The 24,860-nt window shown below is 59.5% G+C and carries 21 protein-coding genes; 7 read left to right on the top strand and 14 right to left on the bottom strand.

The annotated features are described in order from the left end of the window. The first annotated feature begins 183 nt into the window (after positions 1-183). Positions 184-678: a Fur family transcriptional regulator gene (locus HMPREF2860_RS09445; protein ID WP_038626026.1), complete on the top strand. Its 495-nt coding sequence runs from the start codon at positions 184-186 to the stop codon at positions 676-678. A gap of 29 nt (positions 679-707) precedes the next feature. On the opposite strand, the gene HMPREF2860_RS09440 is transcribed toward HMPREF2860_RS09445, so the two are convergent. The 12 genes from HMPREF2860_RS09440 to HMPREF2860_RS09385 form a co-directional block, all read right to left on the bottom strand. Then, positions 708-1,430, bottom strand: coding sequence for an isoprenyl transferase (locus HMPREF2860_RS09440; protein ID WP_016423112.1), 723 nt, complete (start codon positions 1,428-1,430; stop codon positions 708-710). 28 nt (positions 1,431-1,458) lie between these two features. Further along, a complete protein-coding gene (gene recO, locus HMPREF2860_RS09435) occupies positions 1,459-2,208 on the bottom strand; it encodes a DNA repair protein RecO (RefSeq protein ID WP_016423113.1) in 750 nt (249 codons plus the stop codon). A gap of 4 nt (positions 2,209-2,212) precedes the next feature. Next, on the bottom strand, positions 2,213-3,154 hold the full coding sequence (gene era, locus HMPREF2860_RS09430) for a GTPase Era (protein WP_052155617.1): 942 nt from the start codon (positions 3,152-3,154) through the stop codon (positions 2,213-2,215). Positions 3,155-3,158: 4 nt separating this feature from the next. Beyond that, complete coding sequence (locus HMPREF2860_RS09425) at positions 3,159-4,487, bottom strand: hemolysin family protein (RefSeq protein ID WP_038626034.1); 1,329 nt, start codon at positions 4,485-4,487, stop codon at positions 3,159-3,161. Beyond that, positions 4,484-5,017: an rRNA maturation RNase YbeY gene (ybeY, locus tag HMPREF2860_RS09420; RefSeq protein WP_005511056.1), complete on the bottom strand. Its 534-nt coding sequence runs from the start codon at positions 5,015-5,017 to the stop codon at positions 4,484-4,486. The genes HMPREF2860_RS09425 and ybeY overlap by 4 nt, the downstream gene beginning before the upstream one ends. A 16-nt stretch (positions 5,018-5,033) precedes the next feature. Continuing rightward, entirely contained in the window at positions 5,034-6,062 is a 1,029-nt protein-coding gene (locus tag HMPREF2860_RS09415) for a PhoH family protein (RefSeq protein WP_038626036.1), read from the bottom strand. A gap of 12 nt (positions 6,063-6,074) precedes the next feature. Next, entirely contained in the window at positions 6,075-6,854 is a 780-nt protein-coding gene (locus HMPREF2860_RS09410) for a 16S rRNA (uracil(1498)-N(3))-methyltransferase (RefSeq protein WP_038626038.1), read from the bottom strand. A 44-nt stretch (positions 6,855-6,898) separates the two neighbouring features. Next, entirely contained in the window at positions 6,899-8,029 is a 1,131-nt protein-coding gene (gene dnaJ, locus HMPREF2860_RS09405) for a molecular chaperone DnaJ (protein ID WP_038626040.1), read from the bottom strand. Positions 8,030-8,031: 2 nt separating this feature from the next. Then, a complete protein-coding gene (hrcA, locus tag HMPREF2860_RS09400) occupies positions 8,032-9,069 on the bottom strand; it encodes a heat-inducible transcriptional repressor HrcA (RefSeq protein ID WP_038626042.1) in 1,038 nt (345 codons plus the stop codon). 9 nt (positions 9,070-9,078) lie between these two features. After that, positions 9,079-10,242, bottom strand: coding sequence for a radical SAM family heme chaperone HemW (hemW, locus tag HMPREF2860_RS09395; RefSeq protein WP_038626044.1), 1,164 nt, complete (start codon positions 10,240-10,242; stop codon positions 9,079-9,081). Then, entirely contained in the window at positions 10,239-10,925 is a 687-nt protein-coding gene (locus tag HMPREF2860_RS09390) for a hypothetical protein (RefSeq protein WP_016423121.1), read from the bottom strand. The genes hemW and HMPREF2860_RS09390 overlap by 4 nt, the downstream gene beginning before the upstream one ends. A 224-nt stretch (positions 10,926-11,149) precedes the next feature. Further along, positions 11,150-12,982, bottom strand: a complete 1,833-nt coding sequence (locus tag HMPREF2860_RS09385; RefSeq protein ID WP_038626047.1) for an AMP-dependent synthetase/ligase — start codon at positions 12,980-12,982, stop codon at positions 11,150-11,152. Positions 12,983-13,136: 154 nt separating this feature from the next. Here HMPREF2860_RS09385 and malQ point away from each other — a divergent pair, with 154 nt between their 5' ends. Next, a complete protein-coding gene (gene malQ / locus HMPREF2860_RS09380; protein WP_038626049.1) occupies positions 13,137-15,356 on the top strand; it encodes a 4-alpha-glucanotransferase in 2,220 nt (739 codons plus the stop codon). A gap of 358 nt (positions 15,357-15,714) precedes the next feature. Here malQ and HMPREF2860_RS09375 read toward each other — a convergent pair whose 3' ends face one another. Beyond that, on the bottom strand, positions 15,715-15,930 hold the full coding sequence (locus HMPREF2860_RS09375; RefSeq protein ID WP_038626051.1) for a hypothetical protein: 216 nt from the start codon (positions 15,928-15,930) through the stop codon (positions 15,715-15,717). 75 nt (positions 15,931-16,005) lie between these two features. Then, positions 16,006-18,060, bottom strand: coding sequence for a M3 family metallopeptidase (locus tag HMPREF2860_RS09370; RefSeq protein ID WP_038629101.1), 2,055 nt, complete (start codon positions 18,058-18,060; stop codon positions 16,006-16,008). A gap of 100 nt (positions 18,061-18,160) precedes the next feature. Between HMPREF2860_RS09370 and HMPREF2860_RS09365 the strand changes: the two genes are divergently transcribed. From HMPREF2860_RS09365 to HMPREF2860_RS09345, 5 genes are all read left to right on the top strand, one after another. Next, the gene (locus HMPREF2860_RS09365; protein ID WP_038626053.1) at positions 18,161-19,435 is read left to right on the top strand and encodes a carboxylesterase family protein; all 1,275 of its coding nucleotides are present in this window, start codon (positions 18,161-18,163) and stop codon (positions 19,433-19,435) included. A gap of 224 nt (positions 19,436-19,659) precedes the next feature. After that, the gene (locus tag HMPREF2860_RS09360; protein ID WP_038626055.1) at positions 19,660-20,148 is read left to right on the top strand and encodes a PH domain-containing protein; all 489 of its coding nucleotides are present in this window, start codon (positions 19,660-19,662) and stop codon (positions 20,146-20,148) included. Between the two features lie 60 nt (positions 20,149-20,208). Continuing rightward, complete coding sequence (locus tag HMPREF2860_RS09355; protein ID WP_038626058.1) at positions 20,209-21,528, top strand: PH domain-containing protein; 1,320 nt, start codon at positions 20,209-20,211, stop codon at positions 21,526-21,528. Positions 21,529-21,635: 107 nt separating this feature from the next. Continuing rightward, positions 21,636-23,447, top strand: coding sequence for a maltose alpha-D-glucosyltransferase (treS, locus tag HMPREF2860_RS09350; RefSeq protein ID WP_038626060.1), 1,812 nt, complete (start codon positions 21,636-21,638; stop codon positions 23,445-23,447). 32 nt (positions 23,448-23,479) lie between these two features. Then, the gene (locus HMPREF2860_RS09345) at positions 23,480-24,832 is read left to right on the top strand and encodes a maltokinase N-terminal cap-like domain-containing protein (RefSeq protein WP_038626062.1); all 1,353 of its coding nucleotides are present in this window, start codon (positions 23,480-23,482) and stop codon (positions 24,830-24,832) included. Positions 24,833-24,860 lie beyond the last annotated feature (28 nt).

The following is a 24,860-nucleotide window of genomic DNA, read 5'->3' as shown; positions in this document are numbered from 1 at the left end:
ACCACTCCTTATAAATGGCTTCGCATCGCACACCACACGCCTTTTCCGGACACTCGATTCAGCCCGTTCCGTGCGGCGAACGACGTAATGAAAAGCAAAATGTACTGACCCCGAGAGGCCAGTTAAAAGTTCCCCTATACTCTAGCGCATCTTGTCCAACCGATACCGGGTAGTGTCGTTTACATGGCTGGCGAAGATATGCACGAAGTTAGTTCTGGCGAAAACCCACGTGGTACGGGCTCCTCCGCTAGCCCCGGGGCGCACGCCTCCGCGCGGCCGACCGCAACGCGCATCGGCCAGCGCAGTACTCGCCAACGCCGCGCCGTCGTGTCGATTATGAGTGAAGCGCCGAATTTTCGCTCCGCAGCTGACATTCATAAGTCGCTGACGGAACGTGGGGACAAAGTCGGCTTGACGACGGTCTATCGGACGCTCCAGTCCCTTGCAGAAATGGACATTGTCGATGTTCTGCACAATGCTTCCGGAGAGGCTCTCTACCGGCTGTGCGGTGACCACCACCATCATCACCTAGTCTGCACCGATTGCGGCAGCACCGTTGAAGTCGCTGGCGGCCCCGTCGAGCAGTGGGCTCACAGCCTGGCGGAGGAGCACGGTTTTAATCTGACCGGGCACACTGCCGAGGTCTTCGGCCTGTGCAGGGACTGCCAGAAGAAGTAGCCCGGCTCCCCTCCCCAAAAATACCGGCTCTAGGCCTTGCCGAACCTACGGTCGCGCTTGGCGTACTCCACCACTGCGGCGCGCATGTCATCCCGACCGAAATCCGGGAAAAGCTTGTCCTGATAGACCATCTCCGCATAGGCGGACTGCCAGATCAAGAAGTTGGACGTGCGCTGCTCACCCGACGGACGCAGGAACAAATCAACATCCGGCATAGTCGGCTCATCCAGGAACTGTGCGAAAGACTTCTCAGTCAAGTCATATTCGCTGAGTTCCCCCGCTGCTGCCTGACGAGCAATCTCTCTAGCAGCGTCAACAATCTCAGCGCGACCACCGTAGTTGACGCACATATACAGAGTTAGCGCGTCATTGTCCTTCGTCTGCTCCTCGGCGATCTCAAGCTCTTTAATCACCGAGCGCCACAGGCGCGGACGACGTCCTGCCCAACGCACGCGAACGTTCTTCGAATCCAACTCATCACGACGTCGGCGCAGCACATCACGATTAAAGCCCATCAGGAATCGGACCTCATCGACAGAACGGCGCCAATTCTCAGTAGAAAATGCGTAGGCCGACAGGTGCTTAACGCCCATCTCCAAACAAGCATCGACGCACTCCATCAGCACGGCTTCACCGCGCTTGTGCCCCTCGGTGCGCTTGAGCCCACGCTGCTCGGCCCATCTACCATTGCCGTCCATCACAAGCGCGATGTGATTGGGCACGAATTGCTGCGGTACAGGAGGATTCAACACGCTTCCTATTGTGCCCCACCGCTACTATTTACTGCCAAAAAGCATCCACATGTTCCAGCGCCGGCACCCGGCGGCCCAGGTAGTACTGCAGGTACTTCGCCGTTAGGGTACGCGCCGTCGCCATCCGCCCCTCAAATTCGCTTGACGACGTATCGATGCCCGCCCATTGCTCATGAGCAAGCTGCCACATCAGATGCAGAACCTCGGTCGGTGGAGTATCTGCGCCCGGTGGCCTGCAGTTAGTGCACACTGCTCCACCCAGTGCGGGAGAAAACGCATGATGAGGCCCGGCTTTGCCACAGCCTGCGCATTCAAAGAGGCTTGGCTGCCAACCGGCCTGTGCCATTGCCCGCAGGATGTAGGAGGTCAACAACAAATCGGGGCGATGGCGACCGGCCGCAACGTCGTCGAGCGATTGGGTGGTGAGATCCCACAATTCGGGAGCCGGCACTTGTTCCTCGCCGACAATACGTTCGGCGACGTCCAGGACTGCACACGCACAGGTGTAGCGCGCATAGTCGTCGACAAGCGGTGCCGCCCACGTGCGCACAGTATCTGCGCCTGCGATAGTGGACAGCCCCCGGCGTGGGTAGATATTGACATCCACGTCGACGAATGGTGACAGGCGGGAGCCGAAGCGGCTCTTCGCTCGGCGCACGCCTTTGGCGACACCGCGGACTAGGCCGTGGTCGCGGGTGAAAAGGACGATGATGCGGTCGGCTTCGCCGAGGTCGTAGCGGCGTACGACCAGCGCACGGTCGCGATACGGCTCGACCAATTTTTTAGAATCCCAACTTGCCCAGCTGCTTCGGGTCCGACTGCCAGTCCTTCAACACTTTCACGCGCAGGTCAAGGTAAACATTCTGACCAAGCAACGCGATGAGTTCCTTACGAGCCTTGTGAATGGTGGTGCCCATGCGTCGACCGTCGCGCCCCATGAGAATGGATTTCTGCCCCGAACGCTCGACATAGATAACAGCGTGGACGTCCAGGACGCCTTCGCGGTCCTGGCTTGGTAGCACCTCATCAATCTGGACTGCCACAGAGTGCGGCAACTCATCGCGCAGACCGCCGAGAGCCGCCTCGCGGATGAGCTCTGCCATCCGAGTGTGCAGATCCTCATCGGTGATGTGACCCTTTGGGTACAGTCGCGGTCCCTCCGGCAACTGGGAAGCCATTACATCAATCAGCGTGTTGATGTTTTCGCCGGACTTCGACGACAGTGGCACCAGCTCAGCATCCGGACCGAGCAACTCCTGCAGCTCAATCAGGCGCTCGATAATGGTGTCGCGAGAGACCTTATCCACCTTGGACACAATGCCCATGATGTTCTTGCAACCTTTGGAGACGTTCTCGTAGATCCAACGGTCACCGGGGCCAATTTTCTCGTCGGCAGGCACGACCATCGCGACCAGATCCACATCGGAATAGGTCTCCTGAACCATGTCATTCAGGCGCTCACCGAGCAGCGTGCGTGGCTTGTGCAGACCGGGCGTATCCACGACAACAATCTGGCAGTTCTCGCGGTGAACCACACCACGCACCGGGTGACGCGTGGTTTCCGGCTGGTTAGCGGTAATAGCGATCTTCTCGCCCACCAGGGAATTGGTCAGCGTGGACTTACCCGTGTTCGGACGTCCCACAATGGAAACGAACCCGGAGCGAAAGCCCTCCGGCGCGCTGTAATCATCAGCATCGCCGCCAAGTCCGGCATTGGCCAGCATGTCATCAAGATTGCCCATCAGTATCTTCTTCCTCGGAGTAGAACTCCGCAGTCGGCTCCACCACCACAGTGCGTACCCGCATACGACCACGACGGTCACGCGAGCCCTCGGCGGTAAACTTCAGTCCTGCATATTCTACGTACGAACCGGGTAGTGGCACACGTCCAAGCGCATAGGCCAACAGACCGGAGACCGTATCCACCTCATCGGTGACCTCATCATCGAAAACGAGTTGGCGCCCGTGGGCTTCGTCGTAAAGCTCAATGAGCTCGCCCAAGCTGAGGCGCGCCTGCACGCGGTAGGAGGCATCCCCCAGCGGTTCGATGGGGGCCTGCTCGGCCTCGTCGTATTCATCGGCAATCTCACCGACAATTTCCTCGAGGATGTCCTCAATAGAGATAAGGCCGGCGACCGATCCATATTCGTCGATGAGAATGGCGATGTGATTGCGGGTGCGCTGCATTTCATCGAGCAGATCATCCAGTGGCTTGGAGTCGGGTACAAAAACGCAGTTGCGCATGACCTCGGAGACGCGAACGCCGCGGCCGCCATCAGTACGCGAGTACGTCTGCTGGACAATGTCCTTCAAGTAAATGACGCCGACGATGTCCTCAACGCTCTCGCCAATCACCGGCAGTCGCGAGTGCCCTGACTTCACACAAAGGGCCACTGCCTGACCACAGTGCTTATCTGCCTCGATCCACACCATCTCTGGGCGCGGAACCATAACAACGCGTGCCGACGTTTCCGCGAGATCAAACACAGACTGAATCATGCGGCGCTCATCGTGCTCCACAATGCCGCGCTCCTGGGCGATATCGACCATCTCGCGCAACTCGACTTCGGTGGCGAACGGGCCATCGCGGAAGCCACCACCAGGGGTGATGATGTTGCCGAACCAAATCAGCAACTTTTCCAGTGGTCCCAACACCTTGGCCATAAAACTTAAGACGACCGCGGTGGCAAGGGAAATCGAGTATGGATTCTTCCGACCCATCGTGCGGGAAAACACCCCGAGGACCAGGAAGGTGAACAGAGCCAGCAACACCACTGCAGCCACAATGGCCCAGCGCTCCGGCTCGAAAAGCTTAAGACAGACCGCCGCAAGCGTCACTGCACCGATTGACTCGCACAGCGTCCGCAAAATCACCAGCACATTGACGTGCCGAGCCCGATTTTCTACGACCTTGAGAAGCGCATTAGCACCCGCGACCTCGTCACGCTGCAGCTCTGCCACGCGTGCACGGGAAATCCCTGCGACCGCAGTTTCGACTGTGTTGAGTCCGCCAGCGCAGATCATCGCCACAACGGCGACAATTACCAAAGTGATCATCGCTCGTTAGAACGCTCCGGGAACGCATTGGGGTTGATTGGTTTTTCGGAAAAGCTCACGCCACGACGATCGATGTCGTCGTACCAGTCCGCCAACAGACCATTCTGCAGAGAGAACATCTGGCGCTCTTCCTCCGCCGTGACATGGTCATAGCCCAACAGGTGTAGTACGCCGTGCACGGTGAGCAAAACCAACTCGTGGCTCAGCGGATGGCCTGCACGCTCCGCCTGCCCCGCGGCAAACTCCGGGCACAACACAATGTCGCCCAGCATCGCAGGCCCTGGGCTAGCTGCATCCGGTCGGCCAGAGCCAGGAGTGAGCTCATCCATCGGGAAGCTCATCACATCCGTCGGCCCCGGCAGATCCAGCCAGCGCACATGGAGGTCTTCGATTGTCTTCAAGTCGACAATGTGAATGCTCAGCTCAGCTGCCGGATGCACGTCCAGGCGCCCCAGCGCATACCGGGCAACGTCGATAAGCGACTCTTCATTGACGCCCTGACCGGACTCGTTGAAAACTTCAATGCTCATGTAATTTCAGCGTCCTTTATCGCTTTGTGGCGGACTGTCGCTTTTGTGGGGACTCGGCGCCCTGCTCAATACCTTCGTTATAGGCATCGTAGTCATCGTAGGCCTCGACAATTGCGGTCACCAGCGGGTTGCGCACCACATCTGCGGCGGCCAACGCCGGAAAAGCAATTCCCGGCACGCCGCGCAGCACCTCACGGGCGACGGCCAGACCAGACTTCTGCCCACGGGGTAGGTCGACCTGGCTGGCATCGCCGGTGATGACCATCTTCGAACCAAAGCCCAGGCGGGTGAGGAACATTTTCATCTGCGCCGGAGTAGTGTTCTGTGCCTCGTCGAGAATGATGAACGCATTGTTCAAGGTACGACCGCGCATGTACGCCAGCGGTGCGACCTCCACTACCCCAGTTTCCATCAGCTTTGGAATCAACTCTGGCTCAAGCATTTCGCGCATCGCATCATGCAATGGGCGCAGGTAGGGGTCGATCTTCTCGTGCAGCGTACCCGGCAGGAAGCCCAGGTTCTCACCCGCCTCCACTGCGGGGCGAGTCAGAATAATGCGTTCTACCTGCTTATTCTTCAGCGCAGCAACGGCCTTGGCCATGGCCAGGAACGTCTTGCCCGTACCGGCGGGGCCGATACCGAAAACAACGTTATAGCGGTCGATGGCATCGACATAGTTTTTTTGTCCCTCTGTCTTGGGACGCACGGTCTTGCCACGATGAGTCACGATGCCGCCACCGAGCACCTCGCTGGCGGACTTCTCCCCGCGATCCACAATGCCCACCGCGTGCCGCACCGACTCCGGGGAGAGCTCGTGCCCACGACGGGCCATCGCCTCCAGCTCCTTGAAAGCGCGGACAGCCAACGAAACATCCGCCGGAGCACCCTTGATTGTCACAACCCCGCCGCGGACATGAATATCCGCTGCCAGCAGAGATTCCAACAGCCGCAGATTCTGGTCCGCATAGCCGACCACGATCGGCGCGAGATTGTCATCGAGCTCGACGACGGCAGTGGTACGAGCAGTTACTGAATACTTTGTCATTATGCGTCTATCCTACTGACCACGCGTGGGTGCGCCGCCCCAGCGCTTTGTCAACGGCCCCAGTGCACAAAGAGCAGCAGCTCCAGCAAGGGCACTGCGGAGAACTGTCGGGCCGAGTACAACCGAGCTCGCACCTGCGCCGCAGAAGGCCTCGAGTTCCCCGGGGCTGACTCCCCCTTCTGGGCCGACGATAAAAAGAACCTTGTCAGCGTTTGCTGCCCGTGCGGCGAAGTCCACGAACGGAGCTGTTTCCTCCTCGTGCAAAACGGCTGCTGCACCACCTGCTGACGTGGTTTCCCGGATGAGTTGCTCAATATCGGCGGAGCTATGTAGGTCAGCGACCGGCGGAATCCATGCACGACGAGCCTGCTTGGCTGCCTCGCGCGCAGCCGACTGCCACTTAGCACGGGACTTAGTGACCTTCGCGGTACCCTGCCATCGGGCCACACAATTCACGGCCGCCCAGGGGATAATCTCATCGACCCCGGCCTCGGTCATCAAATCGACCGCAAGCTCAGCACGATCCGACTTCGGCAGCGCCTGCACCACGGTGACGTGCGGGCGCGGACGTGGACGTTCCTCGGCGGCGACCACACGAACGTGGACCTCACGCGGATCTACGTGCATGAGCTGTGCCCGCACCACCTTGTCCGCACCATTGGCAAGAAGAATCTCCGAGCCCTCTTTCAGCCTGCGAACGCTGATGTGTTTGGCCTCCGACCCGAGGATTCGAATGATTTCTTCCGGGCGCGGCAGCTCGGTGAACTCACCGAGAAATACGGGCAAACTCATGCGTGTTTCACACTCACTGGAGGGGGCTTTGGGGATGGCGTCTTTTAACGGCGGCGGAAACGGGAGAAGAAACCGTGGCGCTCATTCGAGTCTGCCACCTTGGCATCATCATCGCGGTGCTCGCGTAGCTTCTCCAGCAGCTCGCGGGACTTGCGGTCCAGCTTCGTCGGCACTGTGACATCGACGTGTGCGACCACGTCGCCATTGCCCTCGCCGCGCAGATGTGGCATTCCCTTGCCCGACAGGCGAATCTGCTCTGCCGGCTGGGTTCCCGAATCAACCTTGATGGTCATTGGCTCACCGAGCAGGTCGTCGACCTCAAACTCGGTACCAAGTGCGGCATCAGCCATGGGCACCTGCACGTTAAAGTGCAAATCATCGCCGTCACGCTCGAATACAGGGTGCGGGTCCATGGCAACTTCCACGTAGAGGTCACCCGCTGGGCCACCGCCCGGGCCGACCTCGCCCTGACCTGCCATGCGAATACGCATGCCATCAGAGATACCTGCTGGAACGTTTACCGTCAGATCACGGCGAGCACGCACGCGACCGTCGCCACCGCAGTTGTTACACGGATCGGGGATGATCTCGCCGGTGCCCTGACAAGTCGGGCACGGCCGCGAGGTCATCACATTGCCCAGGAAGGAACGCTGGACCTGTTGAATCTCGCCAGTGCCATCACAGCTGGTACACATCTTCGGCTTGGACTTGGACTTCGAGCCGGTTCCCTCGCACTGGTCACACAGCACCGCGGTGTCCACCGTGATGGGCTTGCGGACACCGGTGAATGCCTCATCGAGGCCCAGAGAAATACGCAGCAGCGCATCTGCACCTGGCTGCACACGCGAGCGGCGCTGGCGGGTACCGCCGGCACCGCCGAAGAATGCCTCGAAGATATCGCCGACTCCGCCGCCGCCGAAACCGCCGAAGCCACCGCCTGGCATACCGCCCTGCGGATTGAGAGGATCTCCTCCCATATCCACAATCCGGCGCTTTTCAGGATCCAGCAGGACCTCGTTCGCTTCAGAGGCCTCACGGAACTTCTCCGCAGCTTCTTCATCACCCGGATTACGGTCTGGGTGGTACTTGAGCGCCAGCTTTCGGTACGCCTTCTTAATCTCAGCGTCCGTAGCGTCCTTCTCCACTCCGAGGATGCCGTAATAGTCGCGTGCCAACTTTAGCTACTTCCTTTCAATACCCGGCCAACGTACTGTGCAACAGCAGCAACCGAGGAAATTGTTCCCGGATAATCCATAAATGTGGGGCCAACTACTCCCATGCCACCCAAAATCTCAGTGCCGGTGCCATAGCCAGTTGAAACAACTGAAGTAGCGCGCAGCTCCTCGTCCTCGTTTTCCTCACCGATAGAAACGCGAACATGGTGCAAATCCTGCGCGGCCGACAGCAGTTTCAGCACGACCACCTGTTCTTCGAGAGCCTCAAGAACCATGGGCAACGTAGAAGGTAAGCGACCGGCCATATTACCACGGGTCAAATTCGACGCTCCGGCCAGGATGAGTCTGTCATTCGGCTTCTCAATCAACGACTCCACCAGCACCGTCGAGCAGCGGATGATTACATCCCGCAAATCGCGCGGGGCGTTAGCTGCAAGATCGGAAATCGCGATCGACGCGTCGGCAAGTGTGTGCCCCGACATCGCACGGTTGAAATGCTCACGCAACAGCGGCACGAGATCGGGATCCACCGGTGCTGGCAGCTCAACATTGCGCTGCTCCACGCGCCCGGTGTCGGTGATGACTACCAGCAACAATCGCGCGTCGGCGAGCTGGACGACCTCGCAGTGTCGGACGCGGGAGACCTCCAGCGTCGGCACCTGCACCACCGCAACCTGACGGGTTAGCTGAGCCAGCAGCTGCACACTGCGGCGCAGAACATCCTCCAAATCGACGCCGCCTTCGAGGAACTCGAGGATAGCTCGGCGCTCAGCCCGGGACAGCGGCTTAATCTGCGAAAGGTTGTCCACAAATAGGCGGTAGCCCTTCTCAGTCGGGATACGCCCGGACGATGCATGTTCCTGCTGGATATAGCCCTCGGCCTCCAGCACAGCCATGTCATTTCTAATGGTCGCCGAGGACACACCCAGATTGTGGCGCTCCACCAGAGCCTTCGAGCCGACCGGCTCCTGGGAAGCTACGTAATCCGAGACAATTGCCCGAAGAACTTCCTGCCTGCGCTTATCCGTCTGAGATGACATGCGGATAGTTTAACTAAGGATGTCAACGATTATTGCGTCGGCCAGCAAACGGCCGCGATTGGTGAGCTGAATCCGCTGACCACCATCGACGGAAACAAACTCCACCATGCCCGCTTCCGCTTGCCGACGTGCCTTGTCCAATTCATCCTCACCGAGCAGATTGGCATCAATGCCCTCCGCCAGGCGGAGGCCCAGCATAATCTTCTCGGTGTGTCGATCCTCGGCCGTTAGCCCTTCTGAATCCTTGATTGGCAACTCGCCGCCGGAAATGGTCGCCGCGTAGCGAGCCGGATGCTTGACGTTGTAAAACCTCGTGCCATCCAGGTGCGAATGTGCACCAGGCCCCGCACCCCACCAATTTCCATCGCGCCAGTAGAGCATGTTGTGGCGACACTGGCCACCCGGCTTCGCCCAGTTGGACACCTCATACCAGGAGAAACCGACTTGACTCAGTGCAGCATCGATGCGCTCGTAGCGGTCGGCGAGATCATCGTCGTCAGGCATCGGCAGCTCACCGCGACGAACCTTACGCGCCATCGCGGTACCTGGCTCGACAATCAGCGAGTACGCCGAAACATGATCAACCTCCGTGGCCAGGACTGCCTCCAACGTCGTATCGAGGTCAGCCATCGACTCCCCTGGCGTGCCATAGATAACGTCGAGGTTGATGTGTTCAAAACCGGCCGCGCGGGCCTCCGCCACCGCTGCCGCAGGACGCCCCGGCGTGTGCGTACGATCCAAAGTGGCCAGCACATGCGGCACAGCCGACTGCATGCCCAAGCTCACACGGGTAAACCCTGCCTCGGCCAGGCCTTCGAAGAACTCCGGAGAGGTCGACTCGGGATTCGACTCAGTGGTGACCTCGGCGTCGTCGGCAAGCCCAAAACTGTTGCGCACACCGTCGAGCAGACGACGAAGACCGCTCGCTCCCAACATCGACGGCGTACCACCGCCGACGAATACGGTGTCGGCGCCACGCGCGAGTTCAGGGTGCTTTACGACGGCCATCTCGAGCTCAGCCACGATGGCATCGAGGTAGTCTCCCTGCGTCTCGCCACTGCCCAGCTGACCTGGCGTGTACGTGTTGAAATCACAGTAGCCACAACGGGTGGCGCAGAATGGGACGTGTAAGTAGACACCGAAGGAATCGGTGTGTGCGGAGGCTTCGCTCACGCATGCTCCTTGGCTCGACGTTGCTTGACGCGGCGAACAATTTCATCAATGCGGGCGCGTTCCATCAGGAACTCCGGAGGCCTGCGGCCGCGCAGCGCATTTGCAACTGCCGGATGAGTCTCGGGAACAGCAACGCACCAGGCAGCGGCAGCAGACAGCGCACGGCGACCAGACTGCGCGTAAAGCTGCGGAAGCACCACACTACCGAGCTTTTCCACGCCTCGGATGTTTTCGGCGGAAACCCAGTCGGCGAGTTCCTCCAGGTAGGAGGCCACGGCATCGGAGCGAGCAATCATTGCCTGCGTGACCGTAGGGACTGCAACCGGATGCTTCAATGGCGCCGGGATGAGTGACAGCGACTGCACATCCGGTGACTTCGGTGCCGGATGCGGGTGTCGTCGCGGTGTCGAAGCAGAGGAAAGAGTACCGATGCGCCCCGAGCGAATGCCGGAGGTAAACGCTTGGCGTAGCCCATCAAGTTCACCAATCAGAGGGCGGCAGTCCTCAACGGCCTCGTCAACGATGTCAGCGAGCTCAAGGACACATTCGTCCACCAGCTCACGATCTACATCAGCAACCGCCTGAGCGAGGTGCTCGATGTGTTCGGCAACTTCGTCACCAATGTCGTAGAGCTCTTGGGTCACTTCGCGCAGGCGTAGCCGAGCATCGAAGTGGTTAATCATTGCCCGCCCTCCCACGACATCTTCGGCCTCGGTGACATCATTTTCGTTTCGTCTTTCGAACTTCGACGAATTTCGGCGAATGCCGGAAAATATCGGCGAACTTCGGCGTTCGAAAACTGAAAACTCCTTAAAAATTTCTAGCGCCCCTCACCTTAATGGGGTGAGGGGCGCTAGCGCGGTAACAACACGCTGCCGTTTTCTATCGACAGCGGCTTGACAGTGAATTAACGCTGGTAGAGAGCCTCAATGTCGCGCGAGTAGTTGTCCATGACAATGTTGCGCTTGACCTTCATCGTCGGGGTCAGCTCGCCGCTTTCCTCGGTGAAGTCCTTGTCCAGGATGTGGAACTTCTTAATAGCCTCTGCGTGAGAAACCAGCTCATTAGCGGAGTTGACGGCATCCTGAATCTCGGCGCGCAAAACTGCGCTGGAGGCAGCGAGTTCACGGATCGAGGTGTGCTCGGGGACGGAGTGCTCAATCTTCCACTTCTCCAGTGCCTCCTCATCGAGGGTGACCAACACGGAGACGAACGGACGACCATCGCCGATGACGACTGCCTGGGACACCAGCGGGTGCGCACGCATGCGGTCTTCCATCGGGCCCGGCGCGACATTCTTACCACCGGCGGTGACAATGAGGTCCTTCTTGCGGCCGGTGATCTTCAGGTGACCTTCTTCGGTCAGCTCACCGAGGTCGCCAGTCTTAAACCATTCGCCGTCGATGAAGGCATCCTTGGTTGCCTCTTCGTTCTTCCAGTAGCGGTCAAACACAACCGGACCGCGCAGCAGAACTTCGCCATCATCAGCGATAGCGGCGGAACAGCCACCAACTGGACGACCAACGGTGCCAATGATTTGCTCGCCCGGGTTGTTCACGGTGATGGCAGCCGTGGACTCGGTCAGACCGTAGCCTTCGTAGACAGGTACACCGAGACCGCGGAAGAAGTGCCCGAGGTCAGAGGACAGAGCCGAACCACCGGAGATGGTGTACTGAACGGCGTCACCCATAGCTGCGCGAATCTTCGAGAACAGCAGGCGATCGTAGAGCTGGCGACGCAGCTTCAAGACACGCGACGGACCTGCCGGAGTATCCAGCGCCTTGGAGTACTCGATGGCGGTGGCCTCAGCACGCTCGAACATGGCCAGACCGAATGCGCCCTTCTCCTTAGCGGAGGCGTAGGCGGAGTCACGAACCTTCTCGAACACGCGCGGCACACCGAGAATCAGGTGCGGACGAGAACGCTGGAACTCCAGGGTGACGGTCTTGGTATCAGCCCAGTGAGACTGGGTAGCACCAGCGATAATCGAAGCCAGGGACACTGCGTGAGCCAACACGTGCGCCAACGGCAGGAAGGTCAGAATGCGGTTACCCGGACGGGCAATCAGGCCAATCTCGTTGGTGAGGATGGCGCGGGCCTCCGCCAGCCAGTTGCTGTGCAGGAGCACGCAGCCCTTCGGACGGCCAGTGGTACCGGAGGTGTAAATCACGGTTGCCAGGTCGTCGGCCTTGGTGTCCTTGATGCGACGCTCGACCTCGTCGCCGTCAATGTCACGGCCTTCGTAGCTAATGGTGTCAGTAGCGGAAGCGTTAATCTCCAGCACACGACGCAGCTGAGACTCGCCCTCCGGGTTCTCGGCGCCTTTTTCGACCAGCAGCGGCTTCATGCGGTCGGTATGCTCACGCGACTCAGTAAATGCGAAAACAGCACCGGAGTTTTCAATAATCCAACGAATCTGGCCAGACGAAGAAGAGCCGTAAATCGGGACAACAGCGGCGCCCGCCATCCAGATAGCGGTATTGATCAGGTTCCACTCGTAGCGAGTCTCACTGAGCAGCGCTACGCGGTCGCCCGGCTGAACACCATTGGCGATTAGCCCCTTAGCGACCCCCTTTGCCTCGTCATAAAACTCCTGAGCGGTGACATTTACCCACTCAAAGTTCTTGGGGCGGGTGAAAAGCACCAGCTTCGGGCGCTTCTGCACCAGCTCCTGCAGCGAGGTAATAATCGTTTCGTCCTCGCCGATGACGTATTTCGCCTCGGTAGTATATTCACGCATCGAGTTACAAACCCCTACTTTCGGTAGTTCTGTCCGTCGTTGGTTTCGTTAGGAATCAACTTAGAACATCAAACCCTGCGCCGTTGTGATTTCACTAAATATTTCGATAACGAAGTGATTTGTCTTACTACTGGCAAAGTTTTTCTAAACTGGCATGATGGAAAGAGTGACACAGGCAGCTTCCAATCCTCCCCTTTCCTCTCCGCTCGCCGACCTCGCTAAAGATGTCGGAGTTGGGGTTTCCTACTACTCCACCGAGGGCCAACTTGTGCACGTCTCTCGTGAGACAGTGCTAAAAACTCTCGCTGCTCTCGACATCGATTTGGGCCCAAATCCGAGTGATGCCGAAATCAACGACGCCCGTCGTGAGTGGGCGGACACGCAGTGGTCTCGCCTTCTCCCACCCGTGGTAGTTACCCGCCAGGGCATCTTCCACCGAGTTCTGGTTCACGTACCACACGGCAGCAATGTCAGCGTGACTGTGAAACTGGAGGATGGCGCAGAATGGCCCTGCGCACAGGTGCACCACTTGGTTCCACCACGCCAGGTCGGCGATGTGTTGATGGGAGAAGCCGCCTTCGCAATTCCAGAGGATCTGCCACTTGGTTGGCACCGCTTGCGTGCAGTCAACGACGACAACGTCGCTGAGTGCGATGTGGCCGTAACCCCCAACCGTCTCGCTACTGCCGACAAGTACGTGCAGAATCCTGCGCATGGCGTCATGGCACAGCTGTACTCGGTACGCTCCAGCCGCAGCTGGGGTATCGGCGATTTCGCTACCCTCGGCGACTTGGCACAGGTCAGCGCTCAGCACGCGGGCTCTGATTTCGTCCTCATCAATCCGTTGCACGCCGCAGAACCGCTGCCTCCGGTAGAAGACTCACCGTACCTGCCCACCACGCGCCGCTATGTCAATCCGCTGTACGCACGGCCAGAGCTTATCGACGAGTTCGGGTACCTGGACAAGGACGAGGCCGATGAAGCCCGTGCGCTAGCGAACTCTTTCCACCAGCTCAATCACAGCCCTGATGAGATTGACCGCAACCCCATCTACGCTGCAAAGCTCAAGGTATTGCGGGCAATTCACAAGATTCCCCTGTCCAGCGCACGCCAGGCGGAATTTGACCGTTGGCTGGAGGCCGAGGGCCGTGGCATATACGACTACGCGTCGTGGTGCACCGAGCGCGAGCTCGCGGATCGCGCTGCTGCCCGCGATGCTGCCCGCGCTGCCACTTCCGATTCTGGTGCCGTAGCCGAGAACGATATCGAGTTGGTTCCACCGTTGGGCAACCACGCCAGTGTCGAATCTCTGCGGGAGGAAATCCTCCAGTTCCACCTCTGGGTGCAGTGGATTCTCGATCAGCAGCTCGGTCAGGCACAAGAGGCAGCCCTGGATGCGGGTATGCGCATCGGCATCATGGCCGACCTTGCCGTCGGCGTGCACCCCGGCGGTGCGGATGCCAAGAACCTTGCGGCTTGGCTCGCTCCTGCTATCTCTGTTGGCGCACCGCCAGACGGATTTAACCAGCGCGGCCAAGACTGGTCGCAGCCGCCGTGGAACCCGCACAAGCTAGCCGAGGCCGGCTATCGCCCGTGGCGCGACATGCTGCGCACAATCCTTCGCCACGCAGGTGGCATTCGTGTTGACCACGTGCTGGGTATGTTCCGCCTCTGGGTCATGCCGCGGATGGAGTCCCCCGTCAATGGCACCTACCTGTACTTCGACCACGAGGCCATGGTCGGCATTCTCGCACTTGAGGCCGAGCTTGCTGGGGCCGTCGTGGTAGGCGAAGACCTGGGCACTTTCGAGCCGTGGGTGCAGGACTACCTAGCTTCGCGGGGCATCATGGGCACCTCAATCGTGTGGTTTGAATCCGAAGGCGACCAGCCGAAACCACCGAGCGCTTACCGCAGCCTGTGCTTGTCCTCCGTCACCACGCACGATTTGCCGCCGACAGCAGGCTATCTCGCAGGCGAACACATCAAACTGCGGGAACGCCTGGGGCTATTGCTTTCCGACGTCGCGGAGGAAGACCGCCGGGACTTCGAGTGGATTCGAAAGGTTTTGGGCGCGGCCAAGGAAGCCGGATGTTTCGGTGACACGGCTGCGGCAGACATGGATGTTCAGTCCCTCACCCGCGATAATCTGCCACCAATTGACGCGCTGGTCACGGGTTTGCACCGCTTCCTCGACCAGACGCCATCCGCGCTGAAGTGCGAGGCGCTGGTGGACATGGTTGGCGACCGCCGCACTCAGAACCAGCCGGGCACGTCCCACGACCAGTACCCGAACTGGTGTATTCCGCTAACTGATGCCGAGGGCAAGGCCGTGCTTGTCGAGGACCTGCCTCGCTTCCCCGGATTCAAGCGTTAATTGGTTCGTGAGCGACTAATCCCTCATTTTTGCTGTTCACCGATCTTTCAGGTTATGTGCCCGGCACTAAAACCGAGGCTAAAACTGGAAATCGGTGACTGCACCAGCGATGAGGATAAGAAGAAGCAAAACGATTAGGGCAAGTAGGACCTTCGAGTGCCTCGACCGATGCATGCTAACTCAGCTCCCTACTGCGAAATATTTGCGAACTACCCAACTCTAGCCTGTTGGGCAAATTTCCTAATACTTTAAGACATACCTTAGGGCAGCGATAGCGACCCAATACTTAAAGGGGGCTTGTCCCAGCTCAATTCTTCGGGCCTCCCAGTGAGCTATCCGCGGGCCACTACCGCATCGGCTAGCTGTCGCTGCCCGCTCCTCGACACTCCTGCGAACGCTCCCGCCGGCGCACCGACCACTGCCACAGACGACCGCTGACGACATCGATTGCACCAACGAGAACGAAAGCAACAAACCCTCCGACTACCAGCAGAACTGCGCATAGCACGCTGACCTGCGCAAGCAGTGGCAATTGAATAAGCCACTGCCCTACCCTGTCGAATGCTTCAGCCATGAGTGTCAACCTACCCTGCCGGTGACCGGAATAACTAGTGGGCGGCCGTCGCGGCGCTCGTCGTAAAGCGTGAAGCTAGGCATCAGTGCCCGACAGCCCGCGGCGTTCGAGGAGCGGCTGGATGTCCTTGTCGCGACCTCGGAAGGCACGGTAGGCGGCCATAAAATCGATGGCACCACCACGGGAGAGAATCTCCTCGCGGAAGTGGCTGCCGCCGCCGATTGTGGCGCCGCCGTTGTCGGTGAACCAACCGAAACCGTCCGCGTCGAGAACCTCCGCCCACAGGTAGGAGTAATAGCCTGCCGAGTAACCGCCGGCGAAGATGTGGTTGAAGTAGCGGGAGCGGTAACGCGGAGCCAGGTGGGGAACGTCGAGGCCGAGTTCGGCGAGTGCTTCCGCTTCGAAAGCGTCAACATCAGTGACATGAGCTGCCTCCTCCTCAGTGAGGCTGTGCCAGGCGAGATCGATGGCGCACGCCGCGAGGTATTCAACCGTGGCGAATCCCTCACCAGCGGTGCGGGCCTTCTTCACCGACTCGACTAGCTCGGCCGGAATCGGCTCACCGGTACGAACGTGGACGGCGTAATTGGCCAGAATGGACGGCTCAAGCGCCCAGTTCTCGTTGATCTGAGAGGGGAATTCCACGAAGTCGCGCGGGACGTTAGTGCCCGAGAAGGTCGGGTACGTGACGTCGGAAAGCAGACCGTGGAGGGCATGCCCGAACTCGTGGAAAGCAGTGGTGACCTCGTCGAGTGTCAGCAGCACCGGGGTTCCCGGCTCGGTTTCGGCGATGTTCATCACGTTGACCACGACTGGCAGGCGCCCCAACAGACGGGACTGATCCCTAAACGAGCTCATCCACGCACCACCGCGCTTGGTCGGACGCGAGAAGTAGTCTGTGATAATCAGGCCGATGGTCTCGCCTCCGCCCTGGCGTACCTCCCACACGGTCGTGCCCGGCGCGTATCCCTGCAGTTCCTCGCGCTTGACTACCTCGATGCCGTAGAGCTTGCGGGCAGCGTAGAACACGCCGTCTTCGATGACACGGTGCAGCTCGAAGTAGTTCTTGAGTTCATCCGTGTCGACTGCGAATTCTTCCGCTTTACGACGGCGCTCCCAGTACGGCCAGTCAGCGCCAGTTACCGTCTCATCGCCAGCCAGATCAGCGACCCGCTTGTACTCACCTTCAGCATTGGCAATGGCAGCTGGCGCCAGGTCTGCAATGAGCTTCCGAGCAGCCTCTGCGGTGGTTGCCGTCTCCTTGGCAATGACGTAATCCGCATGCGTGTCGTAGCCGAGCAGCTTGGCACGGCGGGCACGCAAGCGCGCCATTTCCAGCACAATGTCGGAGTTGTCGAACTTGCCGGAGGCAGCACCCGAGCGCCCCAGCGAGGCTTCGTAGAGCTTGGCGCGAGTAGCCGGATTATCGAGGTCAGCCAGCTGTGCAGGAGTTGATGGTAGGTCCAGTGGAATCAGCCACGGCGCATCGGTGTCTGCCTTTTTCGCGTAGGCGGCGAAGGACGCAATGGCATCGTCGGAAAGCCCGGCGAGTTCTTCGCGGTCGTAGATTTCCACGGCGCGCGCAACGGTGTCCTTCAGCAGGTTTTCGCCGAAGGCGGTGGAAAGCTCAGAGAGGCGGGAATTGATGCGGCTAAGCTCGGTTTTGTCCTCGTCGCTGAGGTCCGCACCGGCGCGCTGGAAGTCCTCGCGGACCTTCTTCAGCAGCAGCTTCGCTTCTTCCGGGTTGGCGGCATCGTCAACGCTGTCAATGGCATTGATGCGCTGCCACAGGTCACTGCGCATGCGAATCTGATCCAGGTGTGCTGTGAGCTGCGGGGCAATCTCGGCTTCAATTTCCATGCGGACATCGGTGGCGTCCGTGCCGGCAACGTTGAAGAAATAAGCAGCGACGCGGTCCAGATCTTGGCCCGCCTTCTCCATTGCCTCGATGGTGTTAACAAAGGTCGGTGCCTCCGACGACGTGGCGATGGCGTCAATCTCGCGTGTATGGCTACGCATTGCTTCGCTAAACGCCTCGCGGACGTGGCTGTCATCGATTGCCGCAAAATCTGGCAATTCGCAGAACAATTCCGACGGTGTCAACAGTGGATTTCGTGCATCATTAGTCATAGTGAATTCAACTGTAGCGTGCTCGAAAACGCGAGCGCGACTACCACAGGCTCCCCGCCCTTCTGGCAGGACCAACAGTGACGAGGAGGCGTTTTCCGCCATGACAGAGACGACTATTTCCGCTCCCTGCGGGCAACTGACTGGCCGGATTCACGATGGCACAATACAAGTTTTCAATATCGATTACGCAGATGCTGCTCCGTTTGCCGCGTCGGCACCAGTGGCCGACGGCCCACAGTCAGGCACTCGGCGCTGTGAGCCCGAGCGCGAGTTAGTTCTCACCGTCACCGCACCGACTGGGCCCGCGGACGCTTCCTACCCCGTATTGCTGTGGATTCACGGTGGTAGCTACGAGTTTGGGCACCCCTCCGAGCCCTGGACGGACGCGACGGCTTTTGCACAGGCCGGCATCATCACCGTTTCGCTCGGATACCGCAAGGGACTGGAGGGATTCTGGCGCGACAGTCAAACAGAGACCTACCGGGCCATTGATGATCTGTATCTGGGGCTGCAGTGGGCCCGTCGGAACGCGCCTGCCTTCGGCGGCGATATCGACAACATCACTATCTCGGGGCAATCGGCGGGTGCGGCGCTGGCGCTCACCCTCGCGGCCGACGAACGCACGCGCGGTCAGATTCAGCGCACCATCGCCATGTCGCCGGCCTTCTCGCTGCTGTCCGGTTCGCGCCTCCGCCGCACGTTGGCGGGCATCGGTGTGGGACGTGCGCCGTCCACCGAGGTCTTTTCGCGAGCCGACGAACGCAGGGTCGCTCGGGCCCAGAAATTGGTTTCGGCATCCTCGCCTTCGGATCCGGCAATTGGGCCTCGCTTTGACAGCTTTGCTCCCACACTGCCCACGATGGTGACCGCCACCAGCGAAGAGTTCTTCTCAGAACCTCCGGTTGTGGCGATGGACAAGTTGCCCATGCGGGAGTGGATGGCTCGGCGCTATGCCAAGGGGCATCGCGGCCACGGCGAATTTCCGACCGGCGCCTATGCCGAGCGTCCGATGGGAAATGTCATTTCTGACTCCGCGATTCGTTCTTACGCTGTTAAAGTCGCCGAACGGTCCGTGGCCGCTGAGCTGGATGTGTGGGCGGCACAGTTCGAACCGGGAGAAGGGTTGGGCTACGCACCTGCTGGCCGCACCAGTGGTGCTCCGCACTGCATCGATATTGCACGCTTCTTCGGTATGAAAGAGCCTAACCATCCATTCCACCAAGTGGCGGTCGAATTCATCCGCGAGGGCACTTCGCACATGCCCCGCTACAACGACGACCGCAAGATAACCACCTTTGCTGGCGCTGACGCACAGGCAGTTGAGGGCATCGCCATCGATGCGTGGGCGGCTCCGCGCCAGCTCTTTGGCGCATAAAACGGGATTAGGCGCATGAGGCGGCTGAGGCTTGCCATTGGCCGCACCGATTAGCGCTGCTATTTAGCTCGGCAAAGTCTGCATGTACTGATAAATCTCTACGCAGACCAAAATGGTAATCAGCGTGATGAGTACTGCTATGAGTTTCCTGCGATCCATAACCACCGTTCTTACCGATACACCAGGCGAGAGGCAAGCTTTCCCTCTGTGTTTAACTGTCAACTATGGAGCCGCTTAATCTATTAATCCCCGAGAATTCTGCGCTGCAGCCGGTCGACCCCGCGCTGGCTAATGTGAAGCGAATCGCGCACGCCGCTCCCCTGCTAGTTATCACGATCGCAGCTGTCGTCGCCGCTGTGATGTGGTCTCCGTGGATGTGGTTAGGTGTCCTCGCCTGCGTGCTCTACTTCGCATATATCTACTGGCTCATCGGCCGCCGAGTTCGTGCCCACCGGTACCTCGAAGGGGACAACGACTTCATCGTTGCTTCCGGACGCTGGTGGCGCTCGATCACTGTCATTCCCTACGGACGGATTCAGTTCATCGACATCGATGAAGGACCCCTCCTTCGACTATTCGGGCTGGCAACACTGAAGCTCAACACAGCATCGGCGAGCTCGGATGCTGCCGTCCACGGTTTGCCACGCGAAGAAGCTCTCGCCCTGCGCACCCGTCTATCTCAGCGTGCTCATGACCGGATGGCGGGTCTCTAAATGAAGCATAGAGTTCATCCACTATCCCCGCTGCTCAAAAGCTTCGCCACAATCGCTGCGGTGATTGCATTCGCAGTTGCGAATCAGTGGCAATTGGCCGTTGCTGTCGTGACTCAGCTCTACGACTGGGCATGGCTCGGCCTGCTTATCGGTACCGGTGCGGTCGCCATAATTATCGGCCTGATTGCTCTGTTCTCGTGGTTGTCCTGGAGGTATACGTTCTACGAACTTACCGACGATGAGGTTCGCTACGGCTCCGGATGGCTACTGCGTTCTCGACGCGCGGCAAGGCTCGACCGCGTGCAGGCGGTCGATATCAACCAACCATTGTTGGCGCGCATTTTCGGGCTCGCGGAAATTGTCATTGAAACAGCTGGCGGCTCCGATTCACACTTCGCAATCAAATACCTCACTCCCCCGCAGTGCGAACGGTTCCGCGCCGACGTGTTGGGTGAGGTAGAAAAGCTGGACACCGAACTGGCGCATTCGCTTTACGACGGCGACAGCCCCGCCGCTGCTCAAGCCTCCAACGCCCACATGTCCTCCCGCATGTCCGACACGAAGACCATCTTTGGCCCTGTCGATGTCGGACGGTTGGTCGCATCCGTGGCCATTGGCCCCGGTCTTTTCGTAGGCATAGCCCTTGTCCTCCTCGCCGTTGTCTCTGCGCTGTTCACCGACTTCATCGTGGAAATCCTCAGCGGAGTAACCATCACTACTCTGATTGTGATTGGCAGTTTCGCGCTCGGCCTTTTCGGAGTACTAAATCAGTCGTGGGATTTCACGCTGAAGGTGTCGTCGGAAAGCAGACGTCTGGCAATTACCGCCGGACTGTTGTCGACACGCGCTCAAACCATTCCCATTGATCGCATTCATGGCTTTAAAGTGGCGCAACCGCTCTGGTGGCGCCCGTGGAAATGGTCCCGTGCGGATGTCTCGGTGGCGGGCTATGGCCTGGACAGCACACAGTCGAACAACGCACTGGTGCCCGTGGCGCCGGCGGCGGAGACCGATACGATTGTCGATGATTTGATGACTGAGATTGCGGGACCGGCCTCTGGCGATGACCTGTTGTGCTCCTGGCAGACTCCACGCACGGCATGGTGGCTCAGCCCAATTGACTGGAAATTTCAAAAGGTGCAGGCCACGCGGCGGGGGCTGTTGGTGACCAAGGGTCGGTTCTGGCACACGCGGTTCATAGTCCCCTGGCAGCGTATTCAGGGGCATACGCTAACCATTTCTCCGCTGAAGAAAGCAGCGGGCGTGGCGAACGTGCGAATCGACATGGTGCCAGGAACTGTCACACCGGTGGCAACGGAGTTGGCGCTGGCTGATGCGTATCAACTCGCCGCGCTGATTCAGGAACACAAGGCTGTTTAAAAGGTGTTTCATGAGGTCTCCTAGGACAGCCGACTCGCGCGGTTTTGTGGGATCTCGCAGGAAAACTCCCTCTGCAGGCTAGCGGCATAGTCATTACGCTGGGATGCATGACTATCGCCAAGAAAGATTACGAGTGGTACCGCAGCGCGGTGTTCTATGAGGTGCTCGTCCGAGCCTTCTTTGACTCCGACAACAACGGCTCCGGCGACCTCAAAGGGCTGACGGAAAAGCTCGATTATCTGCAGTGGCTGGGCGTTGACTGCCTCTGGTTGCCGCCTTTCTACGACTCCCCGCTGCGCGACGGCGGTTACGATATCCGCGACTTCCGCGCCGTTCTCGACGAGTTTGGCACGGTCGAGGATTTCAAGGTGCTTCTCGACGAGGCCCATGCGCGCGGTATCCGCGTTATTACTGACCTGGTGATGAACCACACTTCCGATAGCCATGAGTGGTTCCAGCAGTCACGCACCGACCCAGACGGCCCCTACGGCGACTTTTATGTCTGGACCGATGACCCGGACACCTACTCGGGCGCACGCATTATTTTCGTGGATACCGAGGATTCCAACTGGACCTACGACCCGGTGCGTGGCCAGTACTACTGGCACCGGTTCTTCTCCCACCAGCCAGATCTGAATTACGACAATCCGGCGGTGCAGGAAGCAATGCTCGATGTGCTGCGCTTCTGGTCGGATCTCGGCATTGACGGCTTCCGCCTCGACGCTGTTCCTTATCTCTTCGAGCGCGAAGGTACTAACTGCGAGAATCTGCCCGAGACCCACGCTTTTCTGAAGCGCTGCCGCAAGGTCATGGATGAGGAATACCCGGGTCGCGTCCTGCTGGCGGAGGCCAACCAGTGGCCCTCCGATGTGGTGGAATACTTCGGCGACCCGGAGGTCGGTGGCGACGAATGCCACATGGCTTTCCACTTCCCGCTCATGCCACGCATTTTCATGGCGGTGCGCAAGCAGTCCCGCTTTCCCATCTCGGAGATCCTGGAGTCCACGCCAGAGATTCCCTCTTCGGCTCAGTGGGGTATTTTCCTGCGCAACCACGATGAGCTGACGTTGGAAATGGTCACCGATGCCGAGCGCGACTACATGTACGCCGAGTATGCGCACGATCCACGGATGAAGGCCAACATCGGCATTCGCCGTCGGCTAGCGCCATTGCTGCAAAATGACCGCACCCAACTCGAGCTTTTCAACGCCCTGTTGTTGTCCCTACCGGGTTCGCCGGTGCTCTACTACGGGGACGAAATTGGTATGGGCGACAACATATGGCTCGGCGACCGCGATGGCGTGCGCACCCCCATGCAGTGGTCGCCCGACCGCAATGCCGGGTTCTCCAAGGCTGACCCGGGTCGGCTCTACCTGCCCACTATTCAGGATGCGACCTACGGCTACCAGGCGGTCAATGTCGAAAACCAGGCGAGCTACTCCAACTCCCTGTTGAATTGGGTGCGTCGACTAATTCAGGTCCGCAAACGCTATGAGGCTTTTGGACTCGGTGATTTCCGCGAGTTAAACAGCGACACGGCCTCTGTTCTGACTTATTTGCGCACATTCGGCGACGAAGTACTGCTGTGCGTCAACAACCTGTCCTCCTATCCCGCGGCCGTCTCACTAGATCTGTCCGAGTTCGCCGGTGCCACACCGGTAGAGCTCACGGGTTCGGTACCCTTCCCCACAATTGGCTCCGATTCCTACCAAATCACGCTTCCTGGCCACGGTTTCTACTGGTTCGAAATCCAGCTTCCGCCGGAGACAAACGCCGAATCGAGCGTCTCAATGTCCGCGCTGACAATCCCGGTTGCACAGGCGATATCGGACGCGCCGGTGACGTCATCACGCGAGCACTCTGGCACCGCCACCGATGCCAATGCCGATGCCGTCACAAACGCCGATAATAGAGAGTGATCTTTTAAGTCCCGAAAGGCGAATGAACTGAAATGACTATTCCCACCGCCGATTTCATTGCCGAAGAGCTGGCAGACACACTGGTCAGGATGCGCTTTTTCGCTGACAAGGTCTCAGACATCGACCACGTCGAGATCCTCGCGCTTGACCCCGTACTGCGCGACAATCCCAACAGTCCCGATGTCGATATCGCATTGGTGAGAGTGCACACCGCCCATTCCGCACCGACCTATCAGCTGCCCATCGCTTGGGCGCAGGACGTCCCCGAGGGCCACGAGCAGTCCCTACTGGTTCGCGCCGAGGGCATCGTCGGCTACGACGCTCTGATCGATTCGGATGCCATCACGGCACTCGGCCAGAAGCTTTCCGACGAAGGCAAGCTCGGCCGCATGGAACTGCGGCGTGTGCCGGGCTCTGAGCAGCCCCGACCGGAATCCGGCCGCCCTATGGGAGTCGAACAGTCGAATACCTCGGTCATTTTCGACGACCGCGTGATGTGCAAGTTCTTCCGTCGCCTCTACCCCGGCACTAATGCCGATGTGGAGCTGCTGGCCGCACTGGCCCAGGCGGATTGCAAGTTCGTCCCTGAGCTCTACTCCTGGGTAGAGACCACTATTGGCGAGGACACCTACACCACCGCCATGCTGCAGGAATTCGCACCGAACTCGGTCGATGGCTGGGAGCTGGCTCTTGGCGCAGTCCGCGACGCCATCCGCGACAGTCAGACCCCGCTGGAAGATTTGGGCACCGACTTTACCTCCGAAGCCCGTGCGCTCGGCGAAGCAGTGGCCTCGGTGCACAGCAGCCTCGCCGCCGCTGTCGCGGTAAAGGAACGCCTGACCGGTGCGGAGTTGGTGGCTCCCCTGCGTGCTCGCCTGGACTTCGTCGCTGGTGTGGTGCCACAAATTGCGGAGGTCAAGGATAAAGCGCAGGCTATCTTCAATCGCGCAGAGGCTGCGGTACCGGAAGGTGGTGCCGTCGTCCAGCGAATCCACGGTGATCTGCACTTGGGGCAGGTATTGCGCACTCCAAGCTCATGGCGCTTGATTGACTTCGAAGGCGAGCCGTCGCGCCCGTGGGAGGAGCGCCGTCTGCCGGACCACCGCCTGCGCGATATCGCCGGCATGATTCGATCCTTCGATTATGCCGCTCACTATCCGCTGCTGACAGGACGTGAGGACACCGAGGCAGCGACCGAGCGTGTTGAGCAGTGGGCTCGCCGCAATATCGATGCCTTCCTGGAAGGCTATGGCGACAGCAGCGACCCGGTGCTGTTGGAAGCGTTTGTGCTGGATAAGGCCATCTATGAGTGCCTGTACGAAGCCCAGAACCGCCCCAACTGGCTGCCACTGCCGCTTGGTGCTGTGCGCTCGCTGTTAGGATAGGGCTTTTGTCGCAGTAATTTCATAGCGG

The sequence above is a fragment of the Corynebacterium sp. HMSC064E10 genome, assembly GCF_001812505.1.
In the GTDB taxonomy this organism is placed as follows: Bacteria; Actinomycetota; Actinomycetes; order Mycobacteriales; family Mycobacteriaceae; genus Corynebacterium; species Corynebacterium amycolatum.
This window is presented reverse-complemented; position numbering and strand designations above follow the sequence as displayed.

Coding starts and splice junctions, on each gene's coding strand:
- HMPREF2860_RS09385 (WP_038626047.1), bottom strand. CDS start 12,982: ATGCGTGAATATACTACCGAGGCGAAATACGTCATCGGCGAGGACGAA.
- HMPREF2860_RS09445 (WP_038626026.1), top strand. CDS start 184: ATGGCTGGCGAAGATATGCACGAAGTTAGTTCTGGCGAAAACCCACGT.
- HMPREF2860_RS09370 (WP_038629101.1), bottom strand. CDS start 18,060: ATGACTAATGATGCACGAAATCCACTGTTGACACCGTCGGAATTGTTC.
- HMPREF2860_RS09410 (WP_038626038.1), bottom strand. CDS start 6,854: ATGAGTTTGCCCGTATTTCTCGGTGAGTTCACCGAGCTGCCGCGCCCG.
- HMPREF2860_RS09375 (WP_038626051.1), bottom strand. CDS start 15,930: ATGGCTGAAGCATTCGACAGGGTAGGGCAGTGGCTTATTCAATTGCCA.
- HMPREF2860_RS09345 (WP_038626062.1), top strand. CDS start 23,480: ATGACTATTCCCACCGCCGATTTCATTGCCGAAGAGCTGGCAGACACA.
- HMPREF2860_RS09425 (WP_038626034.1), bottom strand. CDS start 4,487: ATGATCACTTTGGTAATTGTCGCCGTTGTGGCGATGATCTGCGCTGGC.
- HMPREF2860_RS09415 (WP_038626036.1), bottom strand. CDS start 6,062: ATGACAAAGTATTCAGTAACTGCTCGTACCACTGCCGTCGTCGAGCTC.
- HMPREF2860_RS09390 (WP_016423121.1), bottom strand. CDS start 10,925: ATGATTAACCACTTCGATGCTCGGCTACGCCTGCGCGAAGTGACCCAA.
- HMPREF2860_RS09365 (WP_038626053.1), top strand. CDS start 18,161: ATGACAGAGACGACTATTTCCGCTCCCTGCGGGCAACTGACTGGCCGG.
- hrcA (WP_038626042.1), bottom strand. CDS start 9,069: ATGTCATCTCAGACGGATAAGCGCAGGCAGGAAGTTCTTCGGGCAATT.
- ybeY (WP_005511056.1), bottom strand. CDS start 5,017: ATGAGCATTGAAGTTTTCAACGAGTCCGGTCAGGGCGTCAATGAAGAG.
- malQ (WP_038626049.1), top strand. CDS start 13,137: ATGATGGAAAGAGTGACACAGGCAGCTTCCAATCCTCCCCTTTCCTCT.
- treS (WP_038626060.1), top strand. CDS start 21,636: ATGACTATCGCCAAGAAAGATTACGAGTGGTACCGCAGCGCGGTGTTC.
- HMPREF2860_RS09360 (WP_038626055.1), top strand. CDS start 19,660: ATGGAGCCGCTTAATCTATTAATCCCCGAGAATTCTGCGCTGCAGCCG.
- era (WP_052155617.1), bottom strand. CDS start 3,154: ATGCTGGCCAATGCCGGACTTGGCGGCGATGCTGATGATTACAGCGCG.